Consider the following 25818-nt stretch of genomic DNA (forward strand, 5'->3'; position numbering starts at 1 on the left):
GGCCCACCGGCCCGCTCGCGTCGACCACGAGATCACCCGCGGTCCTGTTGCGCGACGGCGCCCGCGGCGAACACCGCCCCGGCGATCCAGCGGCTCAGCGTCATGACCTTCGCCGACTCGCCGGTGTCGCGCAGTGCCTCCAGCGGACGGACGCGTGCGGCGCGGCGGGCGGCCACCAGCACACCGGCCGGCGCGACACCGATCCCGACACCGACCGACACCCCGAGGATCCGGCCGCGCCACTGCGAGACGACGCCCTCCGGCGCGATGCCGAGGGAGGTGAGCAGCCAGGTCTGGAAGGCCATCACCGGCAGCCCGAGCGGGACGCCGGCGGCCGTGCCGATGGCGCCGAGCAGCGCCGCCTCGCCGACGAGCAGCCGGTGCAGCTGCCCCGAGCTGCCGCCGGTGAAGCGCAGCAGCGCGAGGTCGCGGCGCCGCTGGGCCACGTGAACGCGAACGTCGAACCGACGATGAAGGCCGCGAGGAACGTCGAGACGCCGAGGGTGAGGGCGGAGACCGTGACGGCGAGCGTGCCGTGCTCCTCGTACGCCGCAGCAGCGGTCGCGGTCAGTCCGGCAGATGCCGACAGCGTCGCCGCGGAGACGAGGATCAGCAGGCTCGACTGCACGAGCGCGACCCCGAGGCACACCGTCAGTGCGGCGCCGATGAACGGGGTCCACCGCTCGGTGAACGTGGACCAGGACAGCCGCAGCACCGCTCAGCCCTCAAGCGCGACGAGGCGGTCGGCGACGGCGCGGGCGTCCGCGCCGATGAGCCGGTCGACGATGCGGCCGTCGCGCAGGAACACCACCGCCCGCGCGGGCGGCAGTGGCCGGGTCATGGGTGACCATGACGATCGTCTGCCCGGCGGCCACCATCGTGCGCAGCAGCCCGAGCACGGCCCGCGCCGAGGTCGAGTCCAGCGCGCCCGTCGGCTCGTCGGCGAAGCGGACCTCCGGTCGCGTCACCATCGCCCTGGCGATCGCCACGCGCTGCTGCTGCCCGCCGGACAGCTCGCGCGGACGGTGCAGCGCGCGGTCGGCCAGCCCGACGGCGGCGAGCGCGTCGCACACCTGCGAGCGCTGCGGCCTGCGGCCGGCCAGCCGCAGCGGCAGCGCCACGTTCTGCTCCGCGGTGAGCGAGGCGATCAGGTTGAAGCTCTGGAACACGAAGCCGATCCGGTCCCGGCGCAGCTGGGTGAGCGCCGCGTCGCTCGCTGCGGTGATGTCGGTGTCGCCGATGAGCACCGTCCCGGAGTCCACCCGCCCCAGCCCGGCGGCGCAGTGCAGCAGCGTGGACTTGCCCGATCCGGACGGTCCCATCACCGCGGTCCAGGTGCCGCGCGGGAACTCGACGTCCACGCGGTCGACGGTGCGCACCGTCGACGGGCCGGTGCCGTAGGTCCGGCTCACCCCGCCCCCGACTCCGGGTAGGGGTTACCCCACCTCGGGGTGGTCCCGGAGGTGCGCGGCCCCGGAGCAGGACAAGATTCACTTCGTGGACATCGTCATCGCCCCGCTCACCGCGATAGCGGCGGTGTGGTTGTTCAGCATCCTCATCAGCAGGCCGCTGGGCATGGACTTCTCGCTGGTGCGCAGGCTGCTCACCGCGGTGCTCGCGATGTCCCTGACCGGCGCGCTGATCATCGCGATCACCCCGGCGGCGGTGCTGACGGGCGCCGACTTCCCGGCGTTCTTCTACGTCCTCATCGGAACGCTGATGAGCGTGGTGCTGGCCATGATCGTGCTGGTCACGGCCGAGGCGATCGTCCCGAGCGGAACGTTGCCGGGGCCGATCCGGATCGTGCGGGCCACCCCGGCGTGGTTCCGGCGATCGCTGCGCTACCTGCGCATCACCCGGATCCTGATGCGCCACGGACTGGGCGTGTACGTGTTCACCCGGCAGCGCCCGGACCTGTCGACCAGCGACGGGCGCAGGCGCCTCGCACGGTCCATGGCCGCCGCGCTCGACGACGCAGGGGTGTCCTTCGTCAAGCTCGGCCAGATCCTGTCGACGCGCGCCGACCTGCTGCCCGTCGAGTTCATCGAGGAGCTCTCCGCGCTGCAGGCCGGCGCCAGCCCGGTGCCGTGGGCGGCGGTGCTCGACACGATCGGCTCCGAGCTGGGCCGAGACGCCGGCGAGGTGTTCGCCTCCATCGACGCGGAGCCGCTCGCGGCCGCGTCGATCGCGCAGGTGCACACCGCCCGGCTGCACGACGGGCGCGAGGTCGTGATCAAGGTGCAACGGCCGCGCATCGCGGCGGTGGTGGCGAGCGACCTCGACATCGTCGGGCGGATCGCGCGCCGGCTGGAGCGCTCCACGCAGTGGGGACGCTCGCTCGGTGTCGTCGCACTGGCCGAGGGTTTCGCGGCGTCGCTGCTGGAGGAGCTCGACTTCCGCACCGAGGCCCGCAACATCACCGCGATCGCCACGGCTGCGCAGCGGCGCGGAGCCGACACCGTCGTGCGGATGCCGAAGCTGGCGGCGGGCCTCGCGACGCGTCGGGTGCTCGTGATGGAGCGCTTCCGCGGAGTCCCGGTGGACACCGCAGCGGCCGGCACGGACCGGGCGGCCCTGGCTCGCGAGCTGCTCGACGCGCTGCTCGGCCAGATCCTCGTCGACGGCGTCTTCCACGCCGACCCGCATCCCGGCAACATCCTGCTGCTGTCGAGCGACCCGCTGCGGGTCGGGATGCTCGATCTGGGCTCGGTGGGGCGGCTCGACGGCGCGCTGCGGGGGAGCCTGCAGCAGCTGCTGCTCGCGCTGGACCGCGACGACCCGGCCGCCGTGGTCGACGCGCTGCTCGAGGTGGTGGAGGCGCCCGCTGACCTCGACGAGCGGGCGCTGCAGCGCGCGATGGGCCGGTTCCTCGTCCGCAACGTCGGGCCCGGGCTGCCGCTGGACTCCGCCGTGATCGGCGACCTGTTCGGGCTCGTCGCGCAGCACGGGTTGACGACCCCGCCCGAGCTCGCCGCGGTGCTGCGGGCCCTCGGCACGATCGAGGGCACGCTGACCCGGCTCGACCCGGCCTTCGACCTGATCGCAGGCGCCCGCGACTTCGCCGCCCGGCAGGTGTCGGCCCGGCTCGAGCCGGCGGCGCTGCGCAAGACGGTCACCGACGAGCTCGCCGGGCTGCTGCCGCTCATCCGGCGGCTGCCGCGGCGCGTCGACCGGATCGTCACGGCGCTGGACAACGGCACGTTCACGGTGCAGGTGGCCACCCCGGCGGCCCCGACCTGGACGGGCAACGTCCTCAAGGTCCTGCTGGCCACGGCGATCGCCGCGACCACCGGCGTCATGGCGGCGCTGCTGCTCGTGTCGGACGGCGGGCCGCGGATCAGCGAGGCGATGTCGGTCAACCAGCTGATCGGCTACCTGCTCCTGATGATCTCCGCGATACTGGGGCTGCGGGTGCTCGGGCAGGTCTACCGGCGGGACCGAACGGCGGCGCGGCCGCGCTGAGCAGTGCGCGCGGAGCCTGCCCGGGATCGCAGCATGGTGGCCATCCTGCGATCTGACGCTTGGATGGCCACCATGCTGCAGTCCGGCGCGACCCGGACGGCAGGATCGCCCCCATGACCGAACCGCTCACACCGATGCCGGAGGACTGGCAGCGCGCCCTCACCGTCGTCGCCCACCCCGACGACCTGGAGTACGGCGCCGCGGCCGCCGTCGCCCGCTGGACGGGGCAGGGCAAGTGGGTCGGCTACGTGCTCGCCACCAGCGGTGAGGCCGGGATCGACACGCTGCCGCCCGCCGAGTGCGGCCCGCTGCGGGAGGCCGAGCAGCGGGCGGCCGCCGCGGAGGTCGGGGTCGACGTCGTGGAGTTCCTCGGCCACCCCGACGGGCTCGTCTCCTACGGTGTTGCGCTGCGGCGCGACATCGCCGCCGCGATCCGGCGGCACCGGCCGGAGCTGGTGATCGTCGGCAACCACCACGACACCTGGTCGGGCGGCGGACTCAACACGGCCGACCACACCGCCACCGGGCGCGCCGCGATCGACGCCGTGCGCGACGCGGCCAACCGGTGGCTGTTCCCCGAGTCCGGGCCGGCGTGGTCGGGCGTGCGGTGGGTCGCCGTGGACTCGTCGCCGCGCAGCACCCACGGGGTGGACATCGGAGCCGTGTTCGAGCGGGGCGTCGCCTCGCTCGCCGCCCACCGCGCCTACCTCACCGCGCTGGGTGACAACCCGATGGCCGATCCCGCGCAGTTCCTGCGCGGCATGGCGGAGACGGTCGCGACGCGGTATCCCGGCGCCACCCTCGCCACCTCGTTCGAGCTGCTCGCGATGTGAGCCCCGTCGCGCGGCTACAGAAGATGTGCAGGTCAGAGAGGTGAGGCCGGCGCGAAGGTGGTCCTCACGCGACGAGCACGACCCCACGCCTTCTACCCTTCCAAGGTGAACGCGTCGACGATGCAGGCTCAGGTGGTCGTCGACGAACTCGTGCGTCTCGGCGTCACCGAGGCCGTGCTGTGCCCCGGATCGCGCAACGCGCCGCTCTCGTTCGCCCTGCAGGCGGCCGACGCGGCCGGGTTGCTGCGCCTGCACGTGCGGATCGACGAGCGCACCGCGGCCTTCCTCGCGCTCGGGCTCGCGCTGCGCTCCGGCCGTCCGGTGCCGGTCTGCACCACGTCCGGTACGGCGGTGGCCAACCTGCATCCGGCGGTGCTCGAGGCGTCGCACGCCGGCGTGCCGCTGCTCGCGTTGACGGCCGACCGGCCGCCGGAGCTCGTCGGCACCGGCGCCAACCAGACGATCCAGCAGCAGGGCATCTTCGGGTGCACCGTCCGATTGGCCCTCAACGGCGCCGTCGGGGGCGGCGCCGCAGCCAACGGGCGCTGGCGCTCGACGGTCGACCGGGCCGTGGCGGCGGCCACGGGCGTGCTCGGCGGGCAGCCCGGGCCCGTGCATCTCAACCTGCCCTTCGTCGAGCCGCTCGTGCCGGACGGCACCGGGACACCGCCCGCCGGACGCGCCGACGGGCGGCCGTGGACGGACGTCGAGGCGGTGCAGCGCACGTCCGGACCGTTGCCGCTCGATCGGAGTGCCGACACGCTGGTCATCGCCGGCCCCGGCGCGCCAGAGCTGCGCGACGTGCCGATCCCGGTGATCGCCGAACCCGCCTCCGCCGCCTGGCCGAGCGCGTTGCGGGCCGGTCCGTGGCTGCTCGACGTCGCCGCGCCGAAGCCGGCGCAGGTGGTGCTCGCCGGCCGGCCGACCCTGCACCGCTCCGTCCAGCGCCTGCTCGCCGATCCGGACGTCGCGGTGTACGCCCTGCACGACACGTACGGCCGGGCATGGACCGACGTGGCAGGCACGGTGCGCGGCGTCGGCACGCTGCCGCCGCTGAACCCGGACCCCGCGTGGCTGCGACGCTGGCAGGACGCCGATGCCGCGGCGGTGAAGGCGCTCGACCACGAGCTCGACAACGCGGGGCCGGTCGGGCTGCGGCTCGCCAGGGCGCTGGTGGCGGAGCTGCCCGACGGTGCCCAGCTCGTGCTCGGCTCGTCCAACCCGGTGCGTGACGTGTCGCTGGCGGCCGCGCCGCGCGCCGGTCTGACCGTGCTGGCCAACCGCGGTGTCGCCGGCATCGACGGCACGGTCTCCACGGCGACGGGCGCGGCGCTCGCCCACAACGGGCCCGCCTACGCGCTGCTCGGCGACCTGACACTGCTGCACGACATGACGGGCCTGGTCGCCGGGCCGGCAGAACCGCGCCCGGACCTGACGATCGTGGTGCTCAACGACAACGGCGGCGGCATCTTCGGCCTGCTCGAACCCGGCGACCCGGTGCACGCCACCGCGTTCGAGCGGGTGTTCGGCACCCCGCACGGCGTCGACCTCGCGGCACTCGCGGCGGCCACCGGTGTGGCGCACACGCGCACCGATGTCGACGGGCTCGCCGCGGCGCTGCACCCGGCTCCGGGGGTGCGGATCGTGGAGGTGCAGGCCGATCGCGCCACGCTGCGGGCCGGGCACGCCGCGCTGCGGGCGGCCGTGGCTGCGGCGGTCTCGGAGATCTGAGCGGGCGGGCGTCGTTACGCCGGCGGCGTCCAGATGTAGGGCGTGGTGTGGGTGATGGCCACGAACCCGCGCCGCTGCAGGATCGGACGGCTGTCCTCCGACGCGTCCACCTGCAGGTACCGGTAGCCGTCCCGCACGGCCGCGGCCGCTCGCACCGCCACCAGCGCCCGGTAGATGCCGCGACCGCGGAACGCCTCGAGCGTGCTGCCACCCCACAGCCCGGCGAAGTCGGTGCCCGGGCGGGGCCGCAGCCACGCGGCGCTGGCGAGCTCGCCGTCGACCTCGGCGACCCAGACCTCGAAACCCTCCGCCGCCGACTCCGCCGCGAGCATGCCGGCGAGCCAGCTCATGTCCCCACCCCACACCGCCGTGTTGAGTGCCTCGATCCGGGCGAAGTCCGCGGGATCGCTCGTCCGGCGCAGCGAGACCTGCGGGGCGAGTGGCGGGTCGGCGTCGGCGAGCCCGGCGGCCCCGCCGATCAGCACGGTCTCGCGGTCCTCCGGTACGAACCCGGCGGCCAGCAGCCGCAGCGGCAGGTCGGTGGGCAGGTCGTGGCTGTGGTGCTTCCACTCGAACCGCAGGCCGCGCTCGGCGAAGAACAGCACCTGGCGGGCGATCAGCTCGTCCAGCTCGGGCCCGTCCAGGCCGCCGAGGTCCCGGTAGCCGACGAAGCCGCCGCCGGCGCCTGCCGAGCGGCGCAGCGGCCCGTCCCACTCGGTCTCATCGGCGCGGGGCTGCGCCCTGAGCTGGGCGTCGTAGGCGGTGAGCAGCGACGCGACATCGGGTTCGGCAGTCATCGGTCGTGATATTAGTAGTCCGTCGGACTACTAGATCAACTCTTCGGGGGTTCTCGGTAACACCCCGTGCCGCCGGGTCGACACGGAAGTGGAGCTCCCCAGCACCCGACCGGATCAGCGTTGTGCCGGTCGCCTCCGCAGTTCGAGGGGTGGCAGTGACCAGCAGTCCCGACGGGCGTCTGTGTCCGGCCCTGTACTGGGGCGTCCTGCGCGGTCCTGCGACGGACGTCGCGGCGCAGGTCGTCCTGATCGGTATGGCCTGGGGTGTCGTCACCCTCCTGCAGGGCCGCGAGGCGCAGATGCGGGCGCTCAGCATCGTCGTGTTCGCCGCGGGTGTCGCCGCAGCGGTGCTGCTCGGGCTGGCCGGAGCGGTCGACGCCAACCACCGGGCGCGCTGGATCGGGGCCGCCGTCGGCGTCCACACCGTCGTCACGCTCATGTTGCGGGCCTTCGGCGCCGAGTCGGTGGGCGGGCTCGGCAGCCTGGCCGGCAGCGTCACCATCCTGGCCGTCGTCGGCCTGCTCGTACTGGCGGTTCGCCGGGCAGGCGACCCGCGGGCGGCCGTCGGGGTGCTGGTGCTGGTGGTGCTCGGCGCCGCGGCAGTCACCCTGTCCGGGTTGTTCGCTCCGGGGCAGGTGCCACCGGCGGGTCTCGTGGCAGGCACCGACCTCGTCGCCTGGTCCGGGGTGGGCGCGGCGGGCCTGCTGCTGCTGCTCGCCGGGTCCGTCACCGCCCGCCCGCTGCTGCGCCGCGCCGGGCTGGCGTTCGTCACGCTCGGCGTGGCCAACGCGGTGCGCATCGTCGACGCCGGGGCCGGGACGCACCTGTCGGTGCCGGCCGCTGCCATCGAGCTCGCCGCGATCGTGATGCTGCTGCTGGCCGGTCTCGACCATGCGCTGGGCGTCGTGCGCAGGGCGCGCCGGCTCGGCATCGCCCGCGGCAGGCTCGTCGCGGCGGAGGCCGCGATGGCAGGCGTGGCCGAGCGCGATCACGAGCTGCGCAACCTGGTCGCCGGACTCACCGGCGCCACGAGGGCCCTGACCGGCGACGACGCGTCCGTCGACGCCCGCAGGCTGCTGCTCGCCGCCGGCACCGAGCTCGAGCGACTGCGCGGGATCCTCGACGGCACGCGTCCGCTGTCCGGGCCCGCCGACGTCGGCCGGGTGCTGCGCGACCTCGCGCTCGTGCACCGCGCCGGCGGGGCGGACGTGTGGGTCGAGGTGGACGGGGATCCGCAGGTGGCCCTCGACGCCGGGCTGCTGGCCCAGGCCGTCACGAACCTCCTGGTCAACTGCGCTCAGCACGCACCCGGCGCCCGGGTGTGGCTGCGCGCGCGGCCCGGTGACCGGCGGGTGCGCATCGAGGTGGCCGACGACGGTCCGGGGTTGCCGCAGTACCCGACCGCCGCGCTGCTGCGCCGCGATGTGGGTGGGACGCTCCCCGGGATGGGCCTGCCGATCACCGCGGAGCTCGTGGAGCGCCACGGCGGCACGATCACGGTGGTCTCGGGCAAGGGTTGCCGCGTGGTGCTCGACCTGCCGCCCGCGAAGCGGGACTCGACCGTCGCCGTCGGGGCCTGAGCGGCGGCGGCGCATCGATCACCGGCCTCTCGGCAGGTCGCGCACCAGGTCGAGGAAGGCCTCGTGCAGCAGGCCGTTGGTGGCCAGCACGCTGCCGTCGCCGTGCAGGACGTCCGTCCCGGACAGATCGGTGACCCGACCGCCCGCCTCCTGCACGAGCACGGGCAGGCAGGCCAGGTCCTCGTAGGCCATGGCGCCACCGGCGACCACGACGGCACTCGCCCGCCCGGTGACCAACCGGAGCACGGACTGGACGCCGTCGCGCAGCCGGCACCGGCCGTGCAGCGTGCTCAGCAGCTCCGGCGACCAGCCGTCGATGTTGTGGGCGCAGACGGTGGCGCCGAGGATCTCGCTGCGGTCGTCGACGCGGGCCCGCGTCGTCGCCGCCCATCCGACGCCGTCCCCGCGCAGGATCCACGTGCCCAGTCCCCGGCCGCCGGCGAGCACCGTGCGGCTCATCGGGAGGTTGGACACGGCGATCGCGGGGCCGTCGACGTCCTCCATCGCCAGGTCGATCGAGAACAGCGGGACCCGTCCGACGAAGTCCGCGGTGCCACCGATCGGGTCGAGCACCCAGCGTCGCCCCGAGGTTCCGGCGGTGGGCGGACGCTCCTCGCCCCGCACCGCGTCGCCGGGGAAGTGGCGGGCGATCCGCCGCCGCAGCAGGTCCTCGATCGCCAGGTCGGTGGGGGTCACCGGGCTGCCGTCGGCCTTGTGGTGGACCTCGGCCTCGGCGTGCTCGAAGGACCGTGCAGCCAGTGTGCCGGCCGCCTGTGCCATCCGCACGACCAGCTGCAGGTCGCTGAGGGAGAGTGGCTCGGCGGTGGTGATCATGGCGCTCCCGTTGTCGGTCCGGATGGACGACCCACGGTCGGTCACTCCGCAGCGAGCCGGCATTGATGTAGCGTTGTGCTACATGATCGAATTCGTGCTGAGCGAACCCGATCTCAGCCAGGTCCGCTTCGCGGTGTCACCGCTCAACGAGCTGACGTTGAGCCTGCGGGTGCTGCGCGCCCCGCAGCGCCAGCCGCACCACCAGCCCTGGGTGCAGCGGGTCCTCGCCGTGTACGACCGGCTGGACGTGTCGATGCTGCTGGCGCTGACCAACGCCCGCGGCTGGACGCCGGACTTCCTCAGCCCGCGGCCCGCGACGTCCACCGCCCGGATCGAGGACGAGCTGGCCGCGTTGCGCCGCACACCTCCCGAGACCGTGCGGCGCGACATCGCTGCCATCCACACCGACCCGCCCCGCGAGCTCGGTGGCCCACCCGACGGCCTGCTCGCGCGCATCGCCGACGCGCTGGAGGGCTACTGGACCCACGCGTTCGCCGCCGACTGGGACCGCGTCCGCGCCTTGCTCGATGCCGACGTGATGCACCGCGGGCGCGTCATGACCCAGTCGGGCATCGGGGCGATGCTCGCGGAGATCTCCGATCGGGTCGGCTTCGACAGTCCCGTCATCAGCGTGCGCATCGACGGCGCGGCACCGCGCCGGGTCGAGACCTGTGGAGCAGCGCTGACGCTGGTGCCGAGCCTGTTCATCCGCGGGACCGCGGTCCCTACCGAGCCGGATGCTCCGCCGCTGCTCCTCTACGCCGCGCGCGGCGTCGCGACGCTGTGGGAGCACCCGTTGCCGCGGCCGTCGGGCGCACTGGCCGGGGTGCTCGGTCGCGTCCGGGCCGCGTTGCTGACCGGTCTCGACGAGCCGGTGTCGTCGACGCAGCTGGCCCGGCGCACGGGCGTCACGACCTCGGCGGTGAACCAGCACCTGCGCGCGCTGCGCGCCGGTGGCCTGCTCACCTCACACCGCTACGGTCGTGACGTGCGCTACACCCGCACCGCGATCGGGGACGCGCTCGTCGGGGCGACGTCGGGCGGGCGTCAGCTCTCGCCCTCCTCCAGCGCATCGCGGACGGCGACGAGCTTGGCGGCGGCCTCGCGGACCTCGGTGTCGGGATCGGAGTCGGCCACCACGCCGCAGCCCGCGAACAGCCGCGCCACCGTGCCCTCGAGCTGCGCGCACCGCAACGCGACACCCAGCTCACCGTCACCGTCGGCGTCGACCCAGCCGACCGGACCGGCGTAGCGCCCGCGGTCCATCCCCTCGAGCTCGGCGATCAGCGCGACGGCGGCCTTGCGCGGCGTGCCGCCGACCGCGGCGGTGGGGTGGACGGCCGCCGCGAGCTGCAGCAGGGAGGCCGGCTCGGTGGTGGGCAGCGTGCCGTGCACGTCGCTGGACAGGTGCGACACGTTGTGCAGCGCGATCACCGACGGCACCGCCGGCACGTGCAGCTGCTCGCAGAGCGGGCGCAGCGCATCGGAGAGGGAGTCGACGGCGAGCGTGTGCTCGTGGCGGTCCTTCGTGGAGCCGAGCAGCTGGCGGGCGAGGCTCGCGTCGTCGCTGCTGCCCCCCTCACCCGGCCAGATGGTGCCGGCGAGCACGCGCGCCTCGACGGCTCCGTCGGTGCGCCGGATCAGCAGCTCGGGCGTGGCACCGACCAGCCCGTCGACGGCGTAGGACCAGCAGGTGGGGTAGCGCCGGGCGAGTCCCGCGAGCAGGAAACGCCCGTCGAGCGGGGTCTCGCCGACGGCGAGCAGATCATGGGCCAGCGCCGCCTTGTCCAGCTCGCCTGCCCGCATGCGGCGCACGGCCTCCGCGACGGCGCTGCGGTAGCGATCGACGGGCAGGTGGCCGTCGGCGTAGCGCAGGGTGCCGCTGGGCCGGACCGGGGTGACGGCGTGCAGGGCGGTGGCGGCCTCACCACGGGTGAACTCGGTGACCCACGCCTGACCGTCGCGGCGACCGACGAGCACCCGCGGGACGACGAGGACCGACCCGGGGGAGTCGTCGGCGAAGGTGAAGCTCGCGAACGCGACGGGACCGGTACCGGCGGTGCCGTCGGCGCCTCGCACGTCGAGCCGATCGACGAAGCCCTGCCACCATCGGTCGGCCTCGGCGAAGCGTTCGGGGCCGATGGCGGTGAAGCGGGCCACCTCGCCCCAGCCGACGATGCCGTCGTCGCCGCGCACCCAGCAGAGCGGGTTGCGGTCATCCGGCAGCAGGTCCATCAGCCGGCCCGGGTCGTCGACGAGCCTGGTTCGCACGCCCAACCCGGTAGGTAGTGGGGCGATCGTCACCGTTCCGAGGGTAGAAGTCCGGAGCGCGTCGTGCGCGCCCGGGCCGGGAGGTGCTGGCCACACTCCGTCGCGGGCAGCCCTAGGATGGCGTGCTGTGAGCACCGGCACCCGCGCCATCGACGAGCTGGCGGTGCTGGTGCGCCCGCCTGCCGCCGCGATCAAGCGCACGCTGCCGGAGATCCTCGTCGGGCTCGCGGTGCTGGTCACGGCCCTGGCGGTGTTCGCGCTGGCCGGTGCGGTCGTCGACGACGTCACGATCTCGGGCAACCGGGCCGAGGCGCCGGCACAGGTGCTGGACGGATCCACGTTCGCCCGCACGCTCGTGCAGTTCACCCTTCCCGATGGAGAGACGCGGGTGCCGGAGCTCGGCGTGTTCTACCCCCGCGGGCTCGAACCGGGCCAGGTCATCACCGTCGAGTACGACGCAGCCGATCCCGACATCGTGCGGGTGGCCGGGCGCAGCGCGCTCGAAGGTGTGCTGCCGCTCGGGCTCGGCGTGCTCGGCACCTGGGTGGTGCTCGGCCCGCTCGCCCTGTGGCTGCGGCGCCGGCGGTCAGCGGCCCTGGGCTGAGGTCGGCCGGGCCGATCCCGGGTGGCCGCCACCTCAGGCGCTGCCAGGCTCCTCGCGCCCGCCGGAGTTGCGCGTCGCCAGCGCGACGCCCAGCACCGCCACCACCATCCCCGCGATCGCGAGCGGGCCCAGCGTCTCCCCGAACATCACCAGCGCCATCAGCGCCGTGATCCCCGGCACCAGGTAGAAGTAGCTCGTGACCTGGGCGGCCGCGCCGCGGCGCAGCATCACGAACAGCAGCGAGATCCCGCCGCCGGTGAGCACCAGAACCGACCAGGCCAGCGCCCCGACCAGCTGCGGTGACCACTCGAACCGGAACGACTCGAACGCGAACGCGAACGGCAGCGTCACGAGGATCGACGCGCTGAACTGCACGACCTGACCGGTGCGCAGGTCGAACTGCGGGCAGAAGTGCTTCTGGTAGAGCGTGCCCAGCGTGATCGACAGCAGCGACATGGCGGTCAGCCCGAGCGTCAAGGCGGTGATGCCCTGGGTCGTCAGCTTGCTCGACACCACCAGCACGACCCCGGCGAACCCGAGCAGCAGCCCCGCGGTCTGCAGCCGGCCAAGCCGCTCGCCGATCAGTGCGGCGAACACGGCCGTCAGCACCGGCTGCAGGTTCACCACCAGCGCCGTGACACCGGCGGGCATGCCCAGCGCCACGGCCGTCCAGACCCCGCCGAGGTAGCCGGCCTGGATGCCGACGCCGGCGACCGCGAGGTGCAGCAGCGCGCGTCCCCGCGGCCACACCGCCCGTGCCGCCAGCGCGAGCACCAGCATGAACGCGACGACACAGGCGTAGCGGACCAGCAGGAACGTCAACGGTTCCGCGTACGGCGCCGCGTACTTGGCGACGACGAACCCCGACGCCCAGATGACCACGAAGAGCCACGGCGTCGCACGTACCGCGATCGAGGAGGTCTGTGTCGTAGCTATGGCAACGACCCTAACCCGCCCGCCACCACCGCAGCACCTCGTCCAGCGACCCCGGCACTGCGACGATCAGCACGTCGGCGGGCAGCGGGTCGGGCCGTCCGGCCCCGTCGACGACGAGCGCACCGGCCTCCGTCGCCAGGCACACGGCACCCGCGACGTCCCACTCGCGATAGCTGTCGAGCACCGCCGCCACCGCGTGCCCCAGCGCGACCTGGGTGATCGCGAGCGCTGCCGAGCCGAGCACGCGCACCCCGGTGTGCGCCGCGGTGGCGTGGCGCGTGAAGCCGGGCCCGCGCGCCGTCGAGAGCTCGCTGCAGATCAGACCGCCCGCCGGACCGCGGGGCGTGACCCGCACCGGGACGCCGTTCGCCCGCACCCCGCGCCCGCGCGCGGCGGCGTAGATCTGCGCGCGACTCGGGTCGGCGATCACCCCGACCACCGGACCGGACGCGTCCACCAGCGCGAGGCTGTAGGCGCACCACGGGAAGCCGGCCACGTAGTTCGCCGTGCCGTCGACGGGATCGACGACCCAGCGGTAGGGCGCGACGTCCGCGCCTGCGTCGGCCCCGTACTCCTCGCCCACCACCGGCATGCCGGGGAACTCGGCGGCGAGTACCCGGCGGGTGTGCCGTTCCAGCGTCCGGTCGGTGTCGGTGACCCAGTCGAACGGGTTGGCCTTGTGCGCGGCACCGGCCTGGTGGTCGCGCCCTGCCGTCGCGGTGATGACCTCGGCGGCGTCGTTCGCGAGCCGCCCGGCCACCTCGAGCGCCCGAGACAGCAGGCCGGGCTCCACCGGGGGCGCAGTGGTGGGCGCGCTCGGATGCTGCTGGACCGTCATGTGGCCCGAGGGTCGACGGGGCCGGTGTCGCGGGTGCGACCCCGAGATGACGAGAGGTGGATCACCGGGCCAACTGTGCTGGTCGCCGGGCCGTGGCACCCGCTGTTGGCCGCATGTTCGGCACCCGGTCAGGCGGGCGACGGCCCGTCGGACGGCGGCTGGGGGACCGTCCTTGCGTGCGAGTCGCGATCGTCTCCGAGTGCTTCCTTCCCGTGGTCAACGGCGTCACGAACTCGGTGCTCAGGGTCGTCGAACATCTGACGACCGCCGGGCACCAGGTACTCGTGATCGCGCCGGGGCTCGACGGGCCCACCGACTACTGCGGCGCCCCGGTCGTCCGCATCCCGGCGGTCGACCTGCCGGTGGTGTCGTCGATGCCGGTGGGAGTGCCCAGCCGCCGGATACTGACGGCGCTGCGCGACTTCCGTCCCGATGTCGTGCACCTCGCGGCGCCGTTCGTGGTCGGGTACCGCGGGCTGGCGGCGGCGCGGCGGCTCGGGATCCCGACCGTCGCGATCTACCAGACCGACGTCGCCGGCTTCGCGTCGTCCTACGGGCTGGGGCTGACCGCGCGGGCGGCGTGGCGGTGGACCTGTCGCCTGCACGGGCAGGCCGACCGCACGCTCGCGCCGTCGAGCTGGGCGACCGCGGCGCTGCGCGAGCGGGGCGTCCCGCGGGTGCACCAGTGGGCGCGCGGGGTCGACACGAGCCGGTTCACCCCGTCGAAGCGGGACGCGGCACTGCGCGCCGAGCTGGCGCCGCGGGGCGAGCTGCTCATCGGCTACGTGGGCAGGCTCGCACCGGAGAAGCAGGTGGAGCGGCTCGCGGCGCTGGCCGGGCTGCCGGGCACCCGGCTGGTGGTGGTGGGGGACGGGCCCAGCGCGGACCGGCTGCGCTCCGCACTGCCGGATGCGGCCTTCCTCGGCTTCCGTGGCGGCGACGAGCTGGCCCGGATCTACGCGTCCCTCGACGTGTTCGTGCACACCGGCCCGTCGGAGACGTTCTGCCAGGCCGTGCAGGAGGCGCTGGCGTCCGGGTTGCCGGTGGTGGCTCCCGACGCAGGTGGCCCGCGCGACCTGGTGCTCCCGGGCTGCACCGGGTACCTGGTGCCGCCGCGACCGGACGGCACGGTCGCCGGTGACCCGGCGGCGGACGCGGCCGACGCGCAGCTGCGCGCGGCGGTGCTCGCGCTGACCGACGGGCCGCTGCGGGCCCGGTTCGGGGCGGCCGCGCGCCGGTCGGTGCTGCGGCGGACCTGGTCGACGGTGTGCGACGAGCTGCTCGCCCACTACGCCGAGGTGATCGGCACGCAGGCGGCCGCCCCGGCCGCCTGACCCGGTGCGGATCGTCTCGCTCGCCAACTTCTACGGCCCCCGCTCCGGCGGGCTGCGCACCGCGCTGCACCACCTCGGTGCCGGGTACACCGCGCGCGGCCACGAGGTGGTGCTCGTGGTGCCGGGTCGGGACGGCGCCGACGAGCTGCTCCCGTCCGGCCTGCGACGGATCACCGTCGCCGCGCCGCGACTGCCCGGCACCGGCGGCTACCGGATGGTCGACCCGTGGCGGGTGCAGCGGGTGCTCGAGCGGCTGCGCCCGGACGCGATCGAGGTGTCGGACCGGCTGACGCTGCGTGGCCTCGGCACCTGGGCGCACCGCCGTGGCGTGCCCAGCATCGTGATCTCCCACGAGCGCCTCGACCGGCTGCTGACCCAGTTCCTGCTGCCGGAGCCGGTGGCACGGCGCGCGGCCGACGCCGCCAACACCCGGATGGCGGCCGCCTACGACACGGTCGTGTGCACCACCTCCTTCGCTCGGGAGGAGTTCGACCGGATCGGCGCACCGAACGTGGCACAGGTGCCACTCGGTGTGGACCTCGCGACGTTCTCGCCGGGCAAGCGGGACGCCGAGCTGCGCTCGCAACTGGCGGTGGGTGCCGACGTGCTGCTCGTGCACTGCGGGCGGCTGTCCCCGGAGAAGCATCCCGAGCGCAGCATCGACACCGTCGCGGCGCTGCGGGCGGCCGGGCACCGCGTGCACCTGGTGGTGGCGGGCGACGGACCGCGGCGTCCCGCTCTGCAGCGGCGGGCGGCCGGGCTGCCGGTCACGTTCTTGGGTTTCGTCCCCGAGCGGCAGCGGCTGGCGCGGCTGCTGGCCGCGGCCGACGTCTCGATCGCACCCGGCCCGCACGAGACGTTCGGGCTCTCGGCGCTGGAGGCGCTGGCCAGCGGCACGCCGGTGGTGGTGTCGAGGTCCTCGGCGCTACCGGAGATCGTCGGGGGCTCCGGTGCGGCCGCGGCGGACAGCGCCGCGGCGTTCGCGGCGGGCGTCGAGACACTGCTGGCGGCCGACGAGGGACGGCGCCGGGCGGCGGCCCGGCGCCGCGCCGAGCGGTTCGGCTGGCCCGAGTCCGTGACGGCGATGCTGGCGACGTTGAGCCCGAACTGACGCTGAGAAGGCCGAGCTGACGCCCGCCGGGCCGGGGCGGGGACCGGGACCGCAGCATGGTGGCCATCCCAGCGTTGGATCGCAGGATGGCCACCATGCTGCGATGTGGCAGGGCCCGTCCGGAGCCCTCCGTAGTTGCGCGGATGTGCCGGGTGCCGGGCCTGGTCCAGGCTGTCCCCATGGATGAGCCACTCGGTCACCGCATCGTCGTCACCCCGGCCGGCGAGCTCGGCGCCGTCGACCTCGATGCCCAGATCGCCCTGATCCGCGGGCTGCAGGACCCGGCAGGCGTCGACGAGGCCGTCGCCGCCGTGCTCGCCGCCCCGCAGCGCTGCATCCCGCCGGTGCTGTTCGAGCTCGGGTCCACGCTGTTCGAGCGGGGCCGCCGCGCCGAGGGCGCGTTCTGGTTCTACGCGGCCCAGCTGCGCGCCCGGTTCGACGCCAACCGCTGTGCGGACGAGACGGCGGCCGAAGCGGTGGGCCTGCTGAGCGTGCGGCACGGCGCGGAGATCAACCCGTACGCGTTCGCCGAGCAGGGTCTCCTGCGCGACACGGTGGAGCGGGTGATCGACTGGGACCGCGCGACGCCGCACGACTACGACCAGCGCTGGATCAACCTGCACGGCATGGGTGCGTTCCTCGGCGGCGCCGGGCCGTCGAGCCTGCCTGCGGCCGAATGGGACGAGATCGCGGAGCGCACCCGGCAGGTGTACCTCCAGGGCCTCGACGAGGCGCTGGACGAGGGCTGATCGCCGCGCCCGTAGGGTTGACGGCGTGACCCGCGCCGACCTGGACAAGGACCCCCGCGACGTCGCCGCGATGTTCGACGGTGTCGCGCGGCGCTACGACGTCACCAACACCGTGCTCACCGCCGGGCAGGATCGGCGCTGGCGGCGGCTCACCCGCGAGGCGCTGGCGCTGCGCCCCGGCGAGCGGGTGCTCGACCTCGCGGCCGGCACCGCCGTCTCCACGGTGGAGCTGGGCCGCTCCGGCGCCTGGTGCGTCGCCGCCGACTTCTCGCTGGGCATGCTGCGTGCCGGCGCCCACCGCGACGTGCCCAAGGCCGCGGCCGACGCGCTGCACCTGCCCTTCGCCGACGGCGTCTTCGACGCGGTCACGATCTCGTTCGGGCTGCGCAACGTCTCCGACACCGACATGGCGCTCGCCGAGCTCGCCCGCGTGACGCGGCCCGGCGGCCGGCTGGTCATCTGCGAGTTCAGCCGGCCCAACCTCGCGCCCTTCCGCGCCGCCTACTACCTGGGGCTGGAGCGGATCCTGCCGGCGATCGCCGAGCGCGTCTCGAGCAACCCGGCCGCGTACAGCTACCTGGGCGAGTCGATCCGGGCCTGGAGCCCGCAGCCGGAGCTGGCCGCCCGCATCGAGCAGGCCGGCTGGACCGATGTGGCCTGGCGCGATCTCGTCAACGGTGCCGTGGCACTGCACCGGGCCCGCCGCCCGTAGCCCGTCGGATCGACCTCACCCGCCGGCCCACCCCACCGCGCGACGCGGTCCTGGACCGGTCGGCTTAGACTCAACGTGACTTCGTGAATCTATTCACAAGGAGCCACATGGTCGCGCCCGCATCCACCACTCGTGGCGAGCGACCCGACGCCGATGGCAGTGGCGTCCGGGCCGGTCCTTCCGCTTCCCCGGAGGCCCCACCAGGTCCTCCGCCGAGAAGTTAGGCATGCCTGACTCCGGCCGCCGTCACGAGCGGACTTAGTGTCGCGGCCGGAATCGATCAGAAAGCCAGACGCTGATCGAGCAGGCTGTTTCGGTCAAGACGGTATCGATCACTGACGACGAGGATGCACGGATGCTCGATCCTTATCTGCCGCTGGTGCTGCTGTTCGCGCTGGCCGGTGCGTTCGCGCTGGGCTCCGTGACCGTCGCGCCCTACGTCGGCCCGCGCCGCTACAACCGGGCGAAGCTCGACGCCTACGAGTGCGGCATCGAACCGTCGCCGCAGCCGGTGGTGGGTGGTGGCCGCATGCCGGTCGCCTACTACCTCACCGCGATGCTGTTCATCCTGTTCGACATCGAGATGGTCTTCCTCTACCCGTTCGCGGTCAGCGCCGATGCGCTGGGTGTGTTCGGGCTGGTGGAGATCGTGCTGTTCATCGTCACCGTCGGCTTCGCGTACGCGTACGTGTGGCGGCGCGGCGGGCTGGATTGGAACTGACATGGGTCTCGAAGAACATCTGCCCAACGGCGTACTGCTGACCAGCGTCGAGAAGCTGGTCAACTGGACCCGCAAGTCCTCGCTGTGGCCCGCCACCTTCGGGTTGGCCTGCTGCGCGATCGAGATGATGACCACCGGCGCGCCGCGCTACGACCTCGCCCGGTTCGGCATGGAGGTCTTCCGCGCATCGCCGCGCCAGGCCGACCTCATGATCGTCGCCGGCCGGGTCAGCAACAAGATGGCCCCGGTGCTGCGCCAGATCTACGACCAGATGCCCGAGCCCCGCTGGGTGCTCGCCATGGGCGTCTGCGCCTCGTCGGGCGGCATGTTCAACAACTACGCGGTGGTGCAGGGCGTCGACCACGTCGTGCCCGTCGACATGTACCTCCCGGGCTGCCCGCCCCGCCCGGAGATGCTCATGGACGCCATCCTCAAGATCCACGCGAAGATCATGGACGAGCCGCTGGGGGCCAAGCGGGCCGCGGCGCTGGCCGAGTCCGGGTACAAGACCCCGATGATCCCGTCGTCCGTCAAGTACGCGAAGAAGAAGTGACGCGATGAGCGACGAAGACAAGCCGGCCACCGGCGACGCGCAGTCCTCCGCAGAGCGCGGTGGCGGCGACGCCGCCCTCCACAGCGCCGCGGGCGGCGAGACCCCCGAGTCGGGTCAGGTCGAGCAGGCGGCGGTCACCGAGGGCGGCACCCGCCAACCGGTGGCGCCCTCGCGCGAGCGCTCCGGCATGTTCGGGGTCTCCGGCTCCGGCGACACGTCCGGCTTCGGCGGGCTGCGCCTGCCCGGCCACGTGCCCGCGCCCGCCGAGCGCCCCTTCGGCGGCTGGTTCGACGAGTTCGCCGACGAGTTCGCCGATGTGCTGGCCGAGCGCGGCGTCCCGCGCGGATCCGTGCAGCAGATCACCATCGACCGCGACGAGATCACGTTCTACGTGCGGCGCGAGAGCATCCTGGAGATGTGCCGCGCGCTGCGCGACGAACCGGCGCTGCGGTTCGAGCTGTGCTCGGGCGTCTCGGGCGTCGACTACGGCGAGGGCGTCCCGCAGCGCCTGCACGTGGTCTACCACCTGCTGTCGATGACCTACCGGCGGCGGATCCGGCTCGAGGTCACCCTCGACATCGACGACCCGCACCTGCCCAGCGTCGTGGAGGTCTACCCCACGGCCGACTGGCACGAGCGCGAGACGTGGGACATGTTCGGCGTGATCTTCGACGGGCACCCCGCGCTCACCCGGATCCTCATGCCGGACGACTGGGAGGGCCACCCCCAGCGCAAGGACTACCCCCTCGGCGGCATCCCGGTCGAGTACAAGGGCGCGGAGATTCCTCCGCCGGACCAGAGGCGGTCGTACACGTGACCGAGACAACCGGCACCACCCCGGACGCGGCCTACGCCGAGGAGCGTCTCACCACCGAGGGCACGATCTACAACGTGTCCGGTGGCGACTGGGACACCCTGATCGACTCCGAGCACGACGACCGCATCGTCATCAACATGGGCCCGCAGCACCCGTCCACGCACGGCGTGCTGCGACTGGTGCTCGAGCTCGAGGGCGAGACGGTCGAGCAGGCGCGCTCGGTCATCGGGTACCTGCACACCGGCATCGAGAAGAACCTCGAGTACCGCACCTGGACCCAGGGCGTCACGTTCGTCACGCGCATGGACTACCTCGCCCCGATCTTCAACGAGGTCGGCTACTGCCTGGCCATCGAGAAGCTGCTGGGCATCGAGGCGCCGCGCCGGGCCACGGTCGCCCGCGTCATGCTGATGGAGATCAACCGGATCGGTTCGCACCTGGTGTGCCTGGCCACCGGCGGCATGGAGCTGGGCGCGCTCACCGGCATGACGGCCGGGTTCCGCGAGCGCGAGGAGGTGCTGCACCTGCTGGAGTTCCTCACCGGGCTGCGCATGAACCACGCGTTCGTCCGCCCCGGAGGCCTTGCGCAGGACATGCCCGACGGCTGGCTCGAGCGGGTCACCGAGTTCGTCGCGCTCATGCGCGAGCGGCTGCCCCAGTACGACAAGCTGCTCACCGGCCAGCCGATCTGGCGCCAGCGCCTCGAGAACGTCGGCTACCTGCCCGTCGACGGCTGCCTCGCGCTCGGTGCCACCGGCCCGATCCTGCGCGCGGCCGGGTTGCCGTGGGATCTGCGCAAGGTCGAGCCGTACTGCGGCTACGAGGAGTACGACTTCGACGTGCCCGTCGCCACCGAGGGCGACTGCTACGCCCGGTACCGGCTGCGCGTCGCCGAGATGCACGAGTCGCTCAAGATCATCGAGCAGGCCGCGGCCAAGATGGAGCCGGGCCCGGTGATGGTCGCCGACCGCAAGGTCGCCTGGCCCGCACAGCTCTCGATCGGCTCCGACGGCATGGGCAACACGCTCGAGCACGTCCGCAAGATCATGGGCCAGTCGATGGAGTCGCTGATCCACCACTTCAAGCTGGTCACCGAGGGCTTCCACGTGCCGGCGGGCCAGGTGTACACGGCGATCGAGTCGCCGCGCGGCGAGCTCGGCTTCCACCTGGTCTCCGACGGCGGCACCCGCCCGGTGCGGGTCCACGTGCGGGAGCCCAGCTTCGTGAACCTGCAGACGATGCCGGCGATGAGCGAGGGCGGCATGGTCGCCGACGTCATCGCGGCCGTCGCATCGATCGACCCGGTCATGGGGGGAGTGGACAGATGACCCTGCCGGAAGGCACGCCGGAGACCAACAGCCCGGCACCGGTCACGCCCGAGGAGGTGGTGTGGGACCGACCGGCCGACCAGCCGATCGTCTCGCCCACGTTCGACGAGGTCACGCGGCAGCGCACGAAGGAGATCATCTCCAGGTACCCGCAGAGCCGCTCGGCGCTGCTGCCGCTGCTGCACCTGGTGCAGTCCGTGGAGGGCTTCGTCAGCCAGGACGGCATCCGCTACTGCGCCGACGCGCTGGAGCTCTCCACGGCGGAGGTGTCCGCCGTCGCCACGTTCTACACGATGTACAAGCGCACGCCGTGCGGCGAGCACCTGGTGAGCGTCTGCACCAACACGCTGTGCGCGGCGCTGGGTGGCGACGACATCTACCAGCGGCTCGAGGCCAAGCTCGGCATCGGCCACGAGGAGACCGCCGGCGAGCCCGGCACCACCGGTTCGATCACGCTCGAGCACGCGGAGTGCCTCGCGGCCTGCGATCTCGCGCCGGTGCTGCAGGTCAACTACGAGTACTACGACAACCAGACCGTGGAGTCGGCCGAGACCCTGGTCGAGGCCCTGCAGCGCGGCGAGAAGCCGGCGCCGACGCGTGGGGCTCCGCTCACCGACCTGCGCACCGTGGAGCTGGAGCTGGCCGGGATCTTCCCCGACCTGGAGCGCAGCGTGGAGGGCCCGTCGACGGCGCCGGAGACCGTCCGCGGTGCCCAGCTGGCCGCCGAGCGCGGCTGGGTCGCCCCGCCGATGCCCGACACGCCGCCCGCCATGCCGGCACTCCCGGAGAAGAAGTGAGCGAGCCGATGACCTCCCCGACGACCGATCCGCTCACACCGGTGCTCACCCGCCGCTGGCAGAGCCCCCGCTCGTGGTCGATCGAGACCTACGAGCAGCTCGAGGGCTACCAGGCGCTGCGCACCGCGCTCGCGGCCGCGCCCGACCAGCTGATCCAGCTGGTGAAGGACTCCGGCCTGCGCGGTCGTGGCGGTGCGGGCTTCCCCACCGGGATGAAGTGGGGCTTCATCCCGCAGGGCCCCACCGGTCCCGGCGCGCTGCCCAAGTACCTGGTGATCAACGCCGACGAGGGCGAGCCGGGCACCTGCAAGGACATCCCCACGATGATGGCCGACCCGCACTCGCTGGTCGAAGGCTGCATCATCACCAGCTACGCGATCCGCTCCAACTTCTGCGCGGTCTACATCCGCGGCGAGGCGCTGCACTGCATCCGCCGGGTCCGCAACGCCGTCGACGAGGCCTACGCCAAGGGCTACCTCGGCAAGAACATCCTCGACTCGGGCTTCGACCTCGACATCGTGGTGCACGCCGGTGCCGGCGCCTACATCTGCGGCGAGGAGACGGCACTGCTCGACTCGCTCGAGGGTCGTCGCGGTCAACCTCGCCTCAAGCCTCCGTTCCCGGCAACGTCGGGGCTCTACGCCTCGCCCACTGTCGTCAACAACGTGGAGACGATCGCCTCGGTTCCCGCGATCGTGCAGGGCGGCAGCGACTGGTTCCGCTCGATGGGCTCCGAGAAGAGCCCCGGCCCGAAGATCTACTCGGTGTCGGGCCACGTCGAGAAGCCGGGCCAGTACGAGGCCCCGCTGGGCATCACGCTGCGGCAGCTGCTCGAGCTCGCCGGCGGCATGAAGGACGGCATCCCGCTCAAGTTCTGGACGCCGGGCGGCTCGTCCACCCCGATGTTCACCGCGGAGCACCTCGACGTCCCGCTGGACTTCGAGGGTGCGGCGGCCGCCGGGTCGATGCTGGGCACCACCGCGGTCCAGGTCTTCAACGAGACCGTCTCCGTGCCGTGGGCGGTGATGAAGTGGACCGAGTTCTACAAGCACGAGTCGTGCGGCAAGTGCACCCCGTGCCGCGAGGGCACCTACTGGCTGGTCCAGATCCTCGAGCGCATGGTGCACGGCGAGGGAACCGAGGCCGACGTCGAGACGATGCTCGACATCTGCGACAACATCCTCGGCCGTGCGTTCTGCGCACTCGGTGACGGCGCCACCAGCCCGATCACCAGCGCCATCCAGTACTTCCGCCAGGAGTTCCTCGACCTGATCGCCGAGCAGCCGGCGGTTCAGCAACCGGAGCAGCTGGCCGAGCTGACCGGAGCCACCGCATGACCCTCTCCCCGGAGAAGAGCGAGACGCGGCCCGTACCCGAGGGCAACGTCCGCCTCACCATCGACGGCATCGAGGTCGACGCCCCCAAGGGCGAGCTGCTGATCCGCACCTGCGAGCGGCTCGGGATCATCGTGCCGCGGTTCTGCGACCACCCGCTGCTCGATCCCGCCGGTGCCTGTCGCCAGTGTCTCGTCGAGGTCGAGATGGGCGGCAGGCCGATGCCCAAGCCGCAGGCCAGTTGCACCATGACGGTGGCCGACGGCATGGTCGTCAAGACGCAGCACTCGTCAGCCGTCGCCGAGAAGGCGCAGGCCGGCGTGATGGAGCTGCTGCTCATCAACCACCCGCTGGACTGCCCGATCTGCGACAAGGGCGGCGAGTGCCCCCTGCAGAACCAGGCGATGACGAGCGGGCGCACCGACAGCCGGTTCATCGAGACCAAGCGCACCTTCCCGAAGCCGCTGCCGATCTCCACGCAGGTGCTGCTGGACCGCGAGCGCTGCGTGCTGTGCCAGCGCTGCACCCGGTTCTCCGAGGAGATCGCGGGCGACCCGTTCATCGAGCTGCTCGAGCGCGGGGTCGACCAGCAGATCGGGGTGGCCGACGACAAGCCGTTCCAGAGCTACTTCTCGGGCAACACGATCCAGATCTGCCCGGTCGGCGCCCTCACCAGCGCGGCCTACCGCTTCCGCTCCCGCCCGTTCGACCTCGTCTCCACCATGGGCGTCGACGAGCACTCCTCCAGCGGTGCAGCACTGCGCATCGACACCCGCCGCGGCACGGTGCTGCGCCGGCTCTCGGGCAACGACCCCGAGGTCAACGAGGAGTGGATCGACGACAAGAGCCGGTTCGCGTTCCGGTACCTCACGTCGACGGGTCGCATCACGCGCCCGCTGGTCCGCGGCGCCGACGGCGTGCTCACCGAGACGTCGTGGACCGAAGCACTGACCGTTGCCGCGGAAGGGCTCAACGCGGCCCGCGCGGGCGGCATCGGGGTGCTCGCCGGTGGCCGGCTCACCGTCGAGGACGCCTACGCGTACGGCAAGTTCGCCCGCGTCGCCGCCGGCACCAACGACGTCGACTTCCGGGCGCGGCCGCACTCGAACGAGGAGCTCGACTTCCTCGCCGCGAACGTGGTCGGCCAGGGTCCGGAGACGCTGTCCTACACGCGGCTCGAAGCCGCGCCCGCCGTGCTCTGCGTCGCGCTGGAGCCGGAGGAGGAGGCGCCCGTCGTCTTCCTGCGCCTGCGCAAGGCCGCCCGCAAGCACGGCCAGAAGGTGTTCCACCTCGGCCAGTGGACGACCCCGGCCGTCGCACGCACCTCGCCCGCCACCGGTGCCGCCTCGCCCGCGGCGAAGAACAACCTGATCCCGGCGGTCCCGGGTGCGGAGGCGGCCGTGCTGGCCGACCTGCCCGCGCACGTGATCGAGGCCCTCACCGGTGGTGGGGTGATCCTCGTCGGCGAGCGCGCCGCCGAGGTCCCCGGCCTGTACTCCGCGGTCTCGGCACTCGGTGCCCGCACCGGTGCCACCATCGGCTGGGTCCCCCGCCGGGCCGGTGACCGCGGTGCTCTCGATGCGGGCGCCGTGCCCACCCTGCTGCCCGGTGGCCGCCCGGTCACCGACGCCGCGGCTCGCGCCGAGGTCGAGTCGGCCTGGGGCCTGGCGGCCGGCACGCTGCCCGCCACACCCGGCCGCGACACCGACGAGATCCTCGCGGCGGCCGCCATCGGCGATCTCGCCGCGCTCGTCGTCGGCGGGCTCGACCCCGGCGACCTGGCCGATCCGGCCGCCGCTCTGGCCGGGCTGCGCGAGGTCGGCTTCCTCGTGAGCCTCGAGATGCACACCTCGGCGGTCACCGAGCTCGCCGACGTCGTCCTCCCCGTCGCCCCGGACGCCCAGCGCTCCGGCAGCTACCTCAACTGGGAGGGCCGCCGCCGCGCGTTCGGGCCCGCACTCGACGCCAGCGGTGTCCTGCCCGACTGCCGGGTGCTCGACACGCTGGCCGTCGAGATGGACGTCGACCTGTTCACGCAGACCCCGGCCGCGGCCGCGGGCGAGCTGAACCGGCTCGGCGCCCGCACCGGTGCGGCGCCCGCCGCGCCGACGGGCACCGCGTCCGAGCCGCTGCGGCCCGGCTTCGGCCAGGCCGTGCTCGCCACCTGGCGCCAGCTCATCGACCACGCCTCGCTCGCCGTGGACGAGCCCGCACTCGCGGGCACGGCCCGGCCCGCGGTGGCGCGGCTCAACCGCGAGACCGCCGAGCGGCTCGGCCTCACCGAGGGGGCACCGGCCACGGTGCGCACCGAGCGTGGCGCGATCACGCTGCCGGTGGCCTTCGCAGACCTGCCGGACGGCGTGGTGTGGCTACCGGGCAACTCCGGTGAATCCCGCGTCCGCAGCGTGCTCGGCGCCGGTCACGGCGACCTCGTGGGGGTGACGGCGTGAACATCGCCCAGGGATTTCTGGCACAG

The 25818-nt window shown here is 73.3% G+C and carries 23 protein-coding genes and 1 pseudogene; 17 read left to right on the forward strand and 7 right to left on the reverse strand.

What is annotated here, in order from left to right; all coding sequences use genetic code 11:
• Positions 1 to 32: 32 nt before the first annotated feature.
• Entirely contained in the window at positions 33 to 446 is a 414-nt protein-coding gene (locus tag ACFPFQ_RS03635; RefSeq protein WP_379614720.1) for an FtsX-like permease family protein, read from the reverse strand.
• 279 nt (positions 447 to 725) lie between these two features.
• Positions 726 to 1412 carry an ABC transporter ATP-binding protein gene (locus ACFPFQ_RS03640; RefSeq protein WP_379614721.1) on the reverse strand — a complete coding sequence of 229 codons (687 nt, stop codon included), beginning with the start codon at positions 1410 to 1412 and terminating at the stop codon, positions 726 to 728.
• Positions 1413 to 1497: 85 nt separating this feature from the next.
• Here ACFPFQ_RS03640 and ACFPFQ_RS03645 point away from each other — a divergent pair, with 85 nt between their 5' ends.
• The 3 genes from ACFPFQ_RS03645 (at position 1498) to menD (ending at position 6026) form a co-directional block, all read left to right on the forward strand.
• A complete protein-coding gene (locus ACFPFQ_RS03645) occupies positions 1498 to 3462 on the forward strand; it encodes an ABC1 kinase family protein (protein WP_379614723.1) in 1965 nt (654 codons plus the stop codon).
• Between the two features lie 113 nt (positions 3463 to 3575).
• Positions 3576 to 4295 (forward strand): PIG-L deacetylase family protein, encoded by a 720-nt coding sequence (locus ACFPFQ_RS03650; RefSeq protein ID WP_379614725.1) that lies wholly within the window; start codon positions 3576 to 3578, stop codon positions 4293 to 4295.
• Positions 4296 to 4400: 105 nt separating this feature from the next.
• Complete coding sequence (gene menD, locus ACFPFQ_RS03655; protein WP_379614727.1) at positions 4401 to 6026, forward strand: 2-succinyl-5-enolpyruvyl-6-hydroxy-3-cyclohexene-1-carboxylic-acid synthase; 1626 nt, start codon at positions 4401 to 4403, stop codon at positions 6024 to 6026.
• A 14-nt stretch (positions 6027 to 6040) separates the two neighbouring features.
• On the opposite strand, the gene ACFPFQ_RS03660 is transcribed toward menD, so the two are convergent.
• Complete coding sequence (locus ACFPFQ_RS03660) at positions 6041 to 6823, reverse strand: GNAT family N-acetyltransferase (RefSeq protein ID WP_379614729.1); 783 nt, start codon at positions 6821 to 6823, stop codon at positions 6041 to 6043.
• Positions 6824 to 6978: 155 nt separating this feature from the next.
• On the opposite strand from ACFPFQ_RS03660, the gene ACFPFQ_RS03665 reads away from it, so the two are divergent.
• A complete protein-coding gene (locus ACFPFQ_RS03665) occupies positions 6979 to 8403 on the forward strand; it encodes a sensor histidine kinase (protein WP_379614731.1) in 1425 nt (474 codons plus the stop codon).
• Between the two features lie 18 nt (positions 8404 to 8421).
• Here the strand turns inward: ACFPFQ_RS03665 and ACFPFQ_RS03670 are convergent, their stop codons facing one another.
• Positions 8422 to 9237 carry an inositol monophosphatase family protein gene (locus tag ACFPFQ_RS03670; RefSeq protein WP_379614733.1) on the reverse strand — a complete coding sequence of 272 codons (816 nt, stop codon included), beginning with the start codon at positions 9235 to 9237 and terminating at the stop codon, positions 8422 to 8424.
• A gap of 253 nt (positions 9238 to 9490) precedes the next feature.
• Here ACFPFQ_RS03670 and ACFPFQ_RS03675 point away from each other — a divergent pair.
• Positions 9491 to 10195 (forward strand): annotated as a pseudogene (locus ACFPFQ_RS03675) (DUF5937 family protein); the annotation flags it as partial.
• Positions 10196 to 10284: 89 nt separating this feature from the next.
• Here the strand turns inward: ACFPFQ_RS03675 and ACFPFQ_RS03680 are convergent.
• The gene (locus ACFPFQ_RS03680; RefSeq protein WP_379614735.1) at positions 10285 to 11541 is read right to left on the reverse strand and encodes an isochorismate synthase; all 1257 of its coding nucleotides are present in this window, start codon (positions 11539 to 11541) and stop codon (positions 10285 to 10287) included.
• 94 nt (positions 11542 to 11635) lie between these two features.
• Here ACFPFQ_RS03680 and ACFPFQ_RS03685 point away from each other — a divergent pair, with 94 nt between their 5' ends.
• On the forward strand, positions 11636 to 12112 hold the full coding sequence (locus ACFPFQ_RS03685; protein ID WP_379614737.1) for a DUF3592 domain-containing protein: 477 nt from the start codon (positions 11636 to 11638) through the stop codon (positions 12110 to 12112).
• A gap of 33 nt (positions 12113 to 12145) precedes the next feature.
• Here the strand turns inward: ACFPFQ_RS03685 and ACFPFQ_RS03690 are convergent, their stop codons facing one another.
• Positions 12146 to 12994: a DMT family transporter gene (locus tag ACFPFQ_RS03690; protein ID WP_379614739.1), complete on the reverse strand. Its 849-nt coding sequence runs from the start codon at positions 12992 to 12994 to the stop codon at positions 12146 to 12148.
• Positions 12995 to 13058: 64 nt separating this feature from the next.
• Positions 13059 to 13886 (reverse strand): inositol monophosphatase family protein, encoded by an 828-nt coding sequence (locus ACFPFQ_RS03695; RefSeq protein ID WP_379614741.1) that lies wholly within the window; start codon positions 13884 to 13886, stop codon positions 13059 to 13061.
• Between the two features lie 176 nt (positions 13887 to 14062).
• Between ACFPFQ_RS03695 and ACFPFQ_RS03700 the strand changes: the two genes are divergently transcribed.
• The 11 genes from ACFPFQ_RS03700 to ACFPFQ_RS03750 all read left to right on the forward strand — a co-directional run bounded on the left by ACFPFQ_RS03700 (position 14063) and on the right by ACFPFQ_RS03750 (position 25792).
• Complete coding sequence (locus ACFPFQ_RS03700; RefSeq protein ID WP_379614743.1) at positions 14063 to 15220, forward strand: glycosyltransferase family 4 protein; 1158 nt, start codon at positions 14063 to 14065, stop codon at positions 15218 to 15220.
• Positions 15221 to 15224: 4 nt separating this feature from the next.
• Positions 15225 to 16331: a glycosyltransferase gene (locus ACFPFQ_RS03705; RefSeq protein ID WP_379614746.1), complete on the forward strand. Its 1107-nt coding sequence runs from the start codon at positions 15225 to 15227 to the stop codon at positions 16329 to 16331.
• 179 nt (positions 16332 to 16510) lie between these two features.
• Positions 16511 to 17080 (forward strand): hypothetical protein, encoded by a 570-nt coding sequence (locus ACFPFQ_RS03710; protein ID WP_379614748.1) that lies wholly within the window; start codon positions 16511 to 16513, stop codon positions 17078 to 17080.
• A 25-nt stretch (positions 17081 to 17105) separates the two neighbouring features.
• The gene (locus ACFPFQ_RS03715) at positions 17106 to 17792 is read left to right on the forward strand and encodes a demethylmenaquinone methyltransferase (protein WP_379614750.1); all 687 of its coding nucleotides are present in this window, start codon (positions 17106 to 17108) and stop codon (positions 17790 to 17792) included.
• A 355-nt stretch (positions 17793 to 18147) separates the two neighbouring features.
• Positions 18148 to 18513, forward strand: a complete 366-nt coding sequence (locus tag ACFPFQ_RS03720) for an NADH-quinone oxidoreductase subunit A (RefSeq protein WP_379614752.1) — start codon at positions 18148 to 18150, stop codon at positions 18511 to 18513.
• 1 nt (position 18514) lies between these two features.
• Positions 18515 to 19066 (forward strand): NuoB/complex I 20 kDa subunit family protein, encoded by a 552-nt coding sequence (locus ACFPFQ_RS03725; protein WP_379614754.1) that lies wholly within the window; start codon positions 18515 to 18517, stop codon positions 19064 to 19066.
• A gap of 4 nt (positions 19067 to 19070) precedes the next feature.
• Positions 19071 to 19883 (forward strand): NADH-quinone oxidoreductase subunit C, encoded by an 813-nt coding sequence (locus ACFPFQ_RS03730; RefSeq protein ID WP_379614756.1) that lies wholly within the window; start codon positions 19071 to 19073, stop codon positions 19881 to 19883.
• Positions 19880 to 21211: an NADH-quinone oxidoreductase subunit D gene (locus tag ACFPFQ_RS03735; RefSeq protein ID WP_379614758.1), complete on the forward strand. Its 1332-nt coding sequence runs from the start codon at positions 19880 to 19882 to the stop codon at positions 21209 to 21211. Before ACFPFQ_RS03730 ends, ACFPFQ_RS03735 begins: the two co-directional genes overlap by 4 nt.
• Entirely contained in the window at positions 21208 to 22008 is an 801-nt protein-coding gene (gene nuoE, locus ACFPFQ_RS03740) for an NADH-quinone oxidoreductase subunit NuoE (protein WP_379614760.1), read from the forward strand. The genes ACFPFQ_RS03735 and nuoE overlap by 4 nt, the downstream gene beginning before the upstream one ends.
• A gap of 8 nt (positions 22009 to 22016) precedes the next feature.
• Positions 22017 to 23345 carry an NADH-quinone oxidoreductase subunit NuoF gene (nuoF, locus tag ACFPFQ_RS03745; protein WP_379614762.1) on the forward strand — a complete coding sequence of 443 codons (1329 nt, stop codon included), beginning with the start codon at positions 22017 to 22019 and terminating at the stop codon, positions 23343 to 23345.
• On the forward strand, positions 23342 to 25792 hold the full coding sequence (locus tag ACFPFQ_RS03750; protein WP_379614764.1) for an NADH-quinone oxidoreductase subunit G: 2451 nt from the start codon (positions 23342 to 23344) through the stop codon (positions 25790 to 25792). Before nuoF ends, ACFPFQ_RS03750 begins: the two co-directional genes overlap by 4 nt.
• Positions 25793 to 25818: the final 26 nt, after the last annotated feature.

The organism is Pseudonocardia sp. GCM10023141, from assembly GCF_042653605.1.

Coding starts and splice junctions, on each gene's coding strand:
- ACFPFQ_RS03730 (WP_379614756.1), top strand. CDS start 19,071: ATGAGCGACGAAGACAAGCCGGCCACCGGCGACGCGCAGTCCTCCGCA.
- ACFPFQ_RS03725 (WP_379614754.1), top strand. CDS start 18,515: ATGGGTCTCGAAGAACATCTGCCCAACGGCGTACTGCTGACCAGCGTC.
- ACFPFQ_RS03710 (WP_379614748.1), top strand. CDS start 16,511: ATGGATGAGCCACTCGGTCACCGCATCGTCGTCACCCCGGCCGGCGAG.
- ACFPFQ_RS03650 (WP_379614725.1), top strand. CDS start 3,576: ATGACCGAACCGCTCACACCGATGCCGGAGGACTGGCAGCGCGCCCTC.
- nuoE (WP_379614760.1), top strand. CDS start 21,208: ATGACCCTGCCGGAAGGCACGCCGGAGACCAACAGCCCGGCACCGGTC.
- ACFPFQ_RS03750 (WP_379614764.1), top strand. CDS start 23,342: ATGACCCTCTCCCCGGAGAAGAGCGAGACGCGGCCCGTACCCGAGGGC.
- nuoF (WP_379614762.1), top strand. CDS start 22,017: ATGACCTCCCCGACGACCGATCCGCTCACACCGGTGCTCACCCGCCGC.
- ACFPFQ_RS03695 (WP_379614741.1), bottom strand. CDS start 13,886: ATGACGGTCCAGCAGCATCCGAGCGCGCCCACCACTGCGCCCCCGGTG.
- ACFPFQ_RS03660 (WP_379614729.1), bottom strand. CDS start 6,823: ATGACTGCCGAACCCGATGTCGCGTCGCTGCTCACCGCCTACGACGCC.
- ACFPFQ_RS03670 (WP_379614733.1), bottom strand. CDS start 9,237: ATGATCACCACCGCCGAGCCACTCTCCCTCAGCGACCTGCAGCTGGTC.
- ACFPFQ_RS03720 (WP_379614752.1), top strand. CDS start 18,148: ATGCTCGATCCTTATCTGCCGCTGGTGCTGCTGTTCGCGCTGGCCGGT.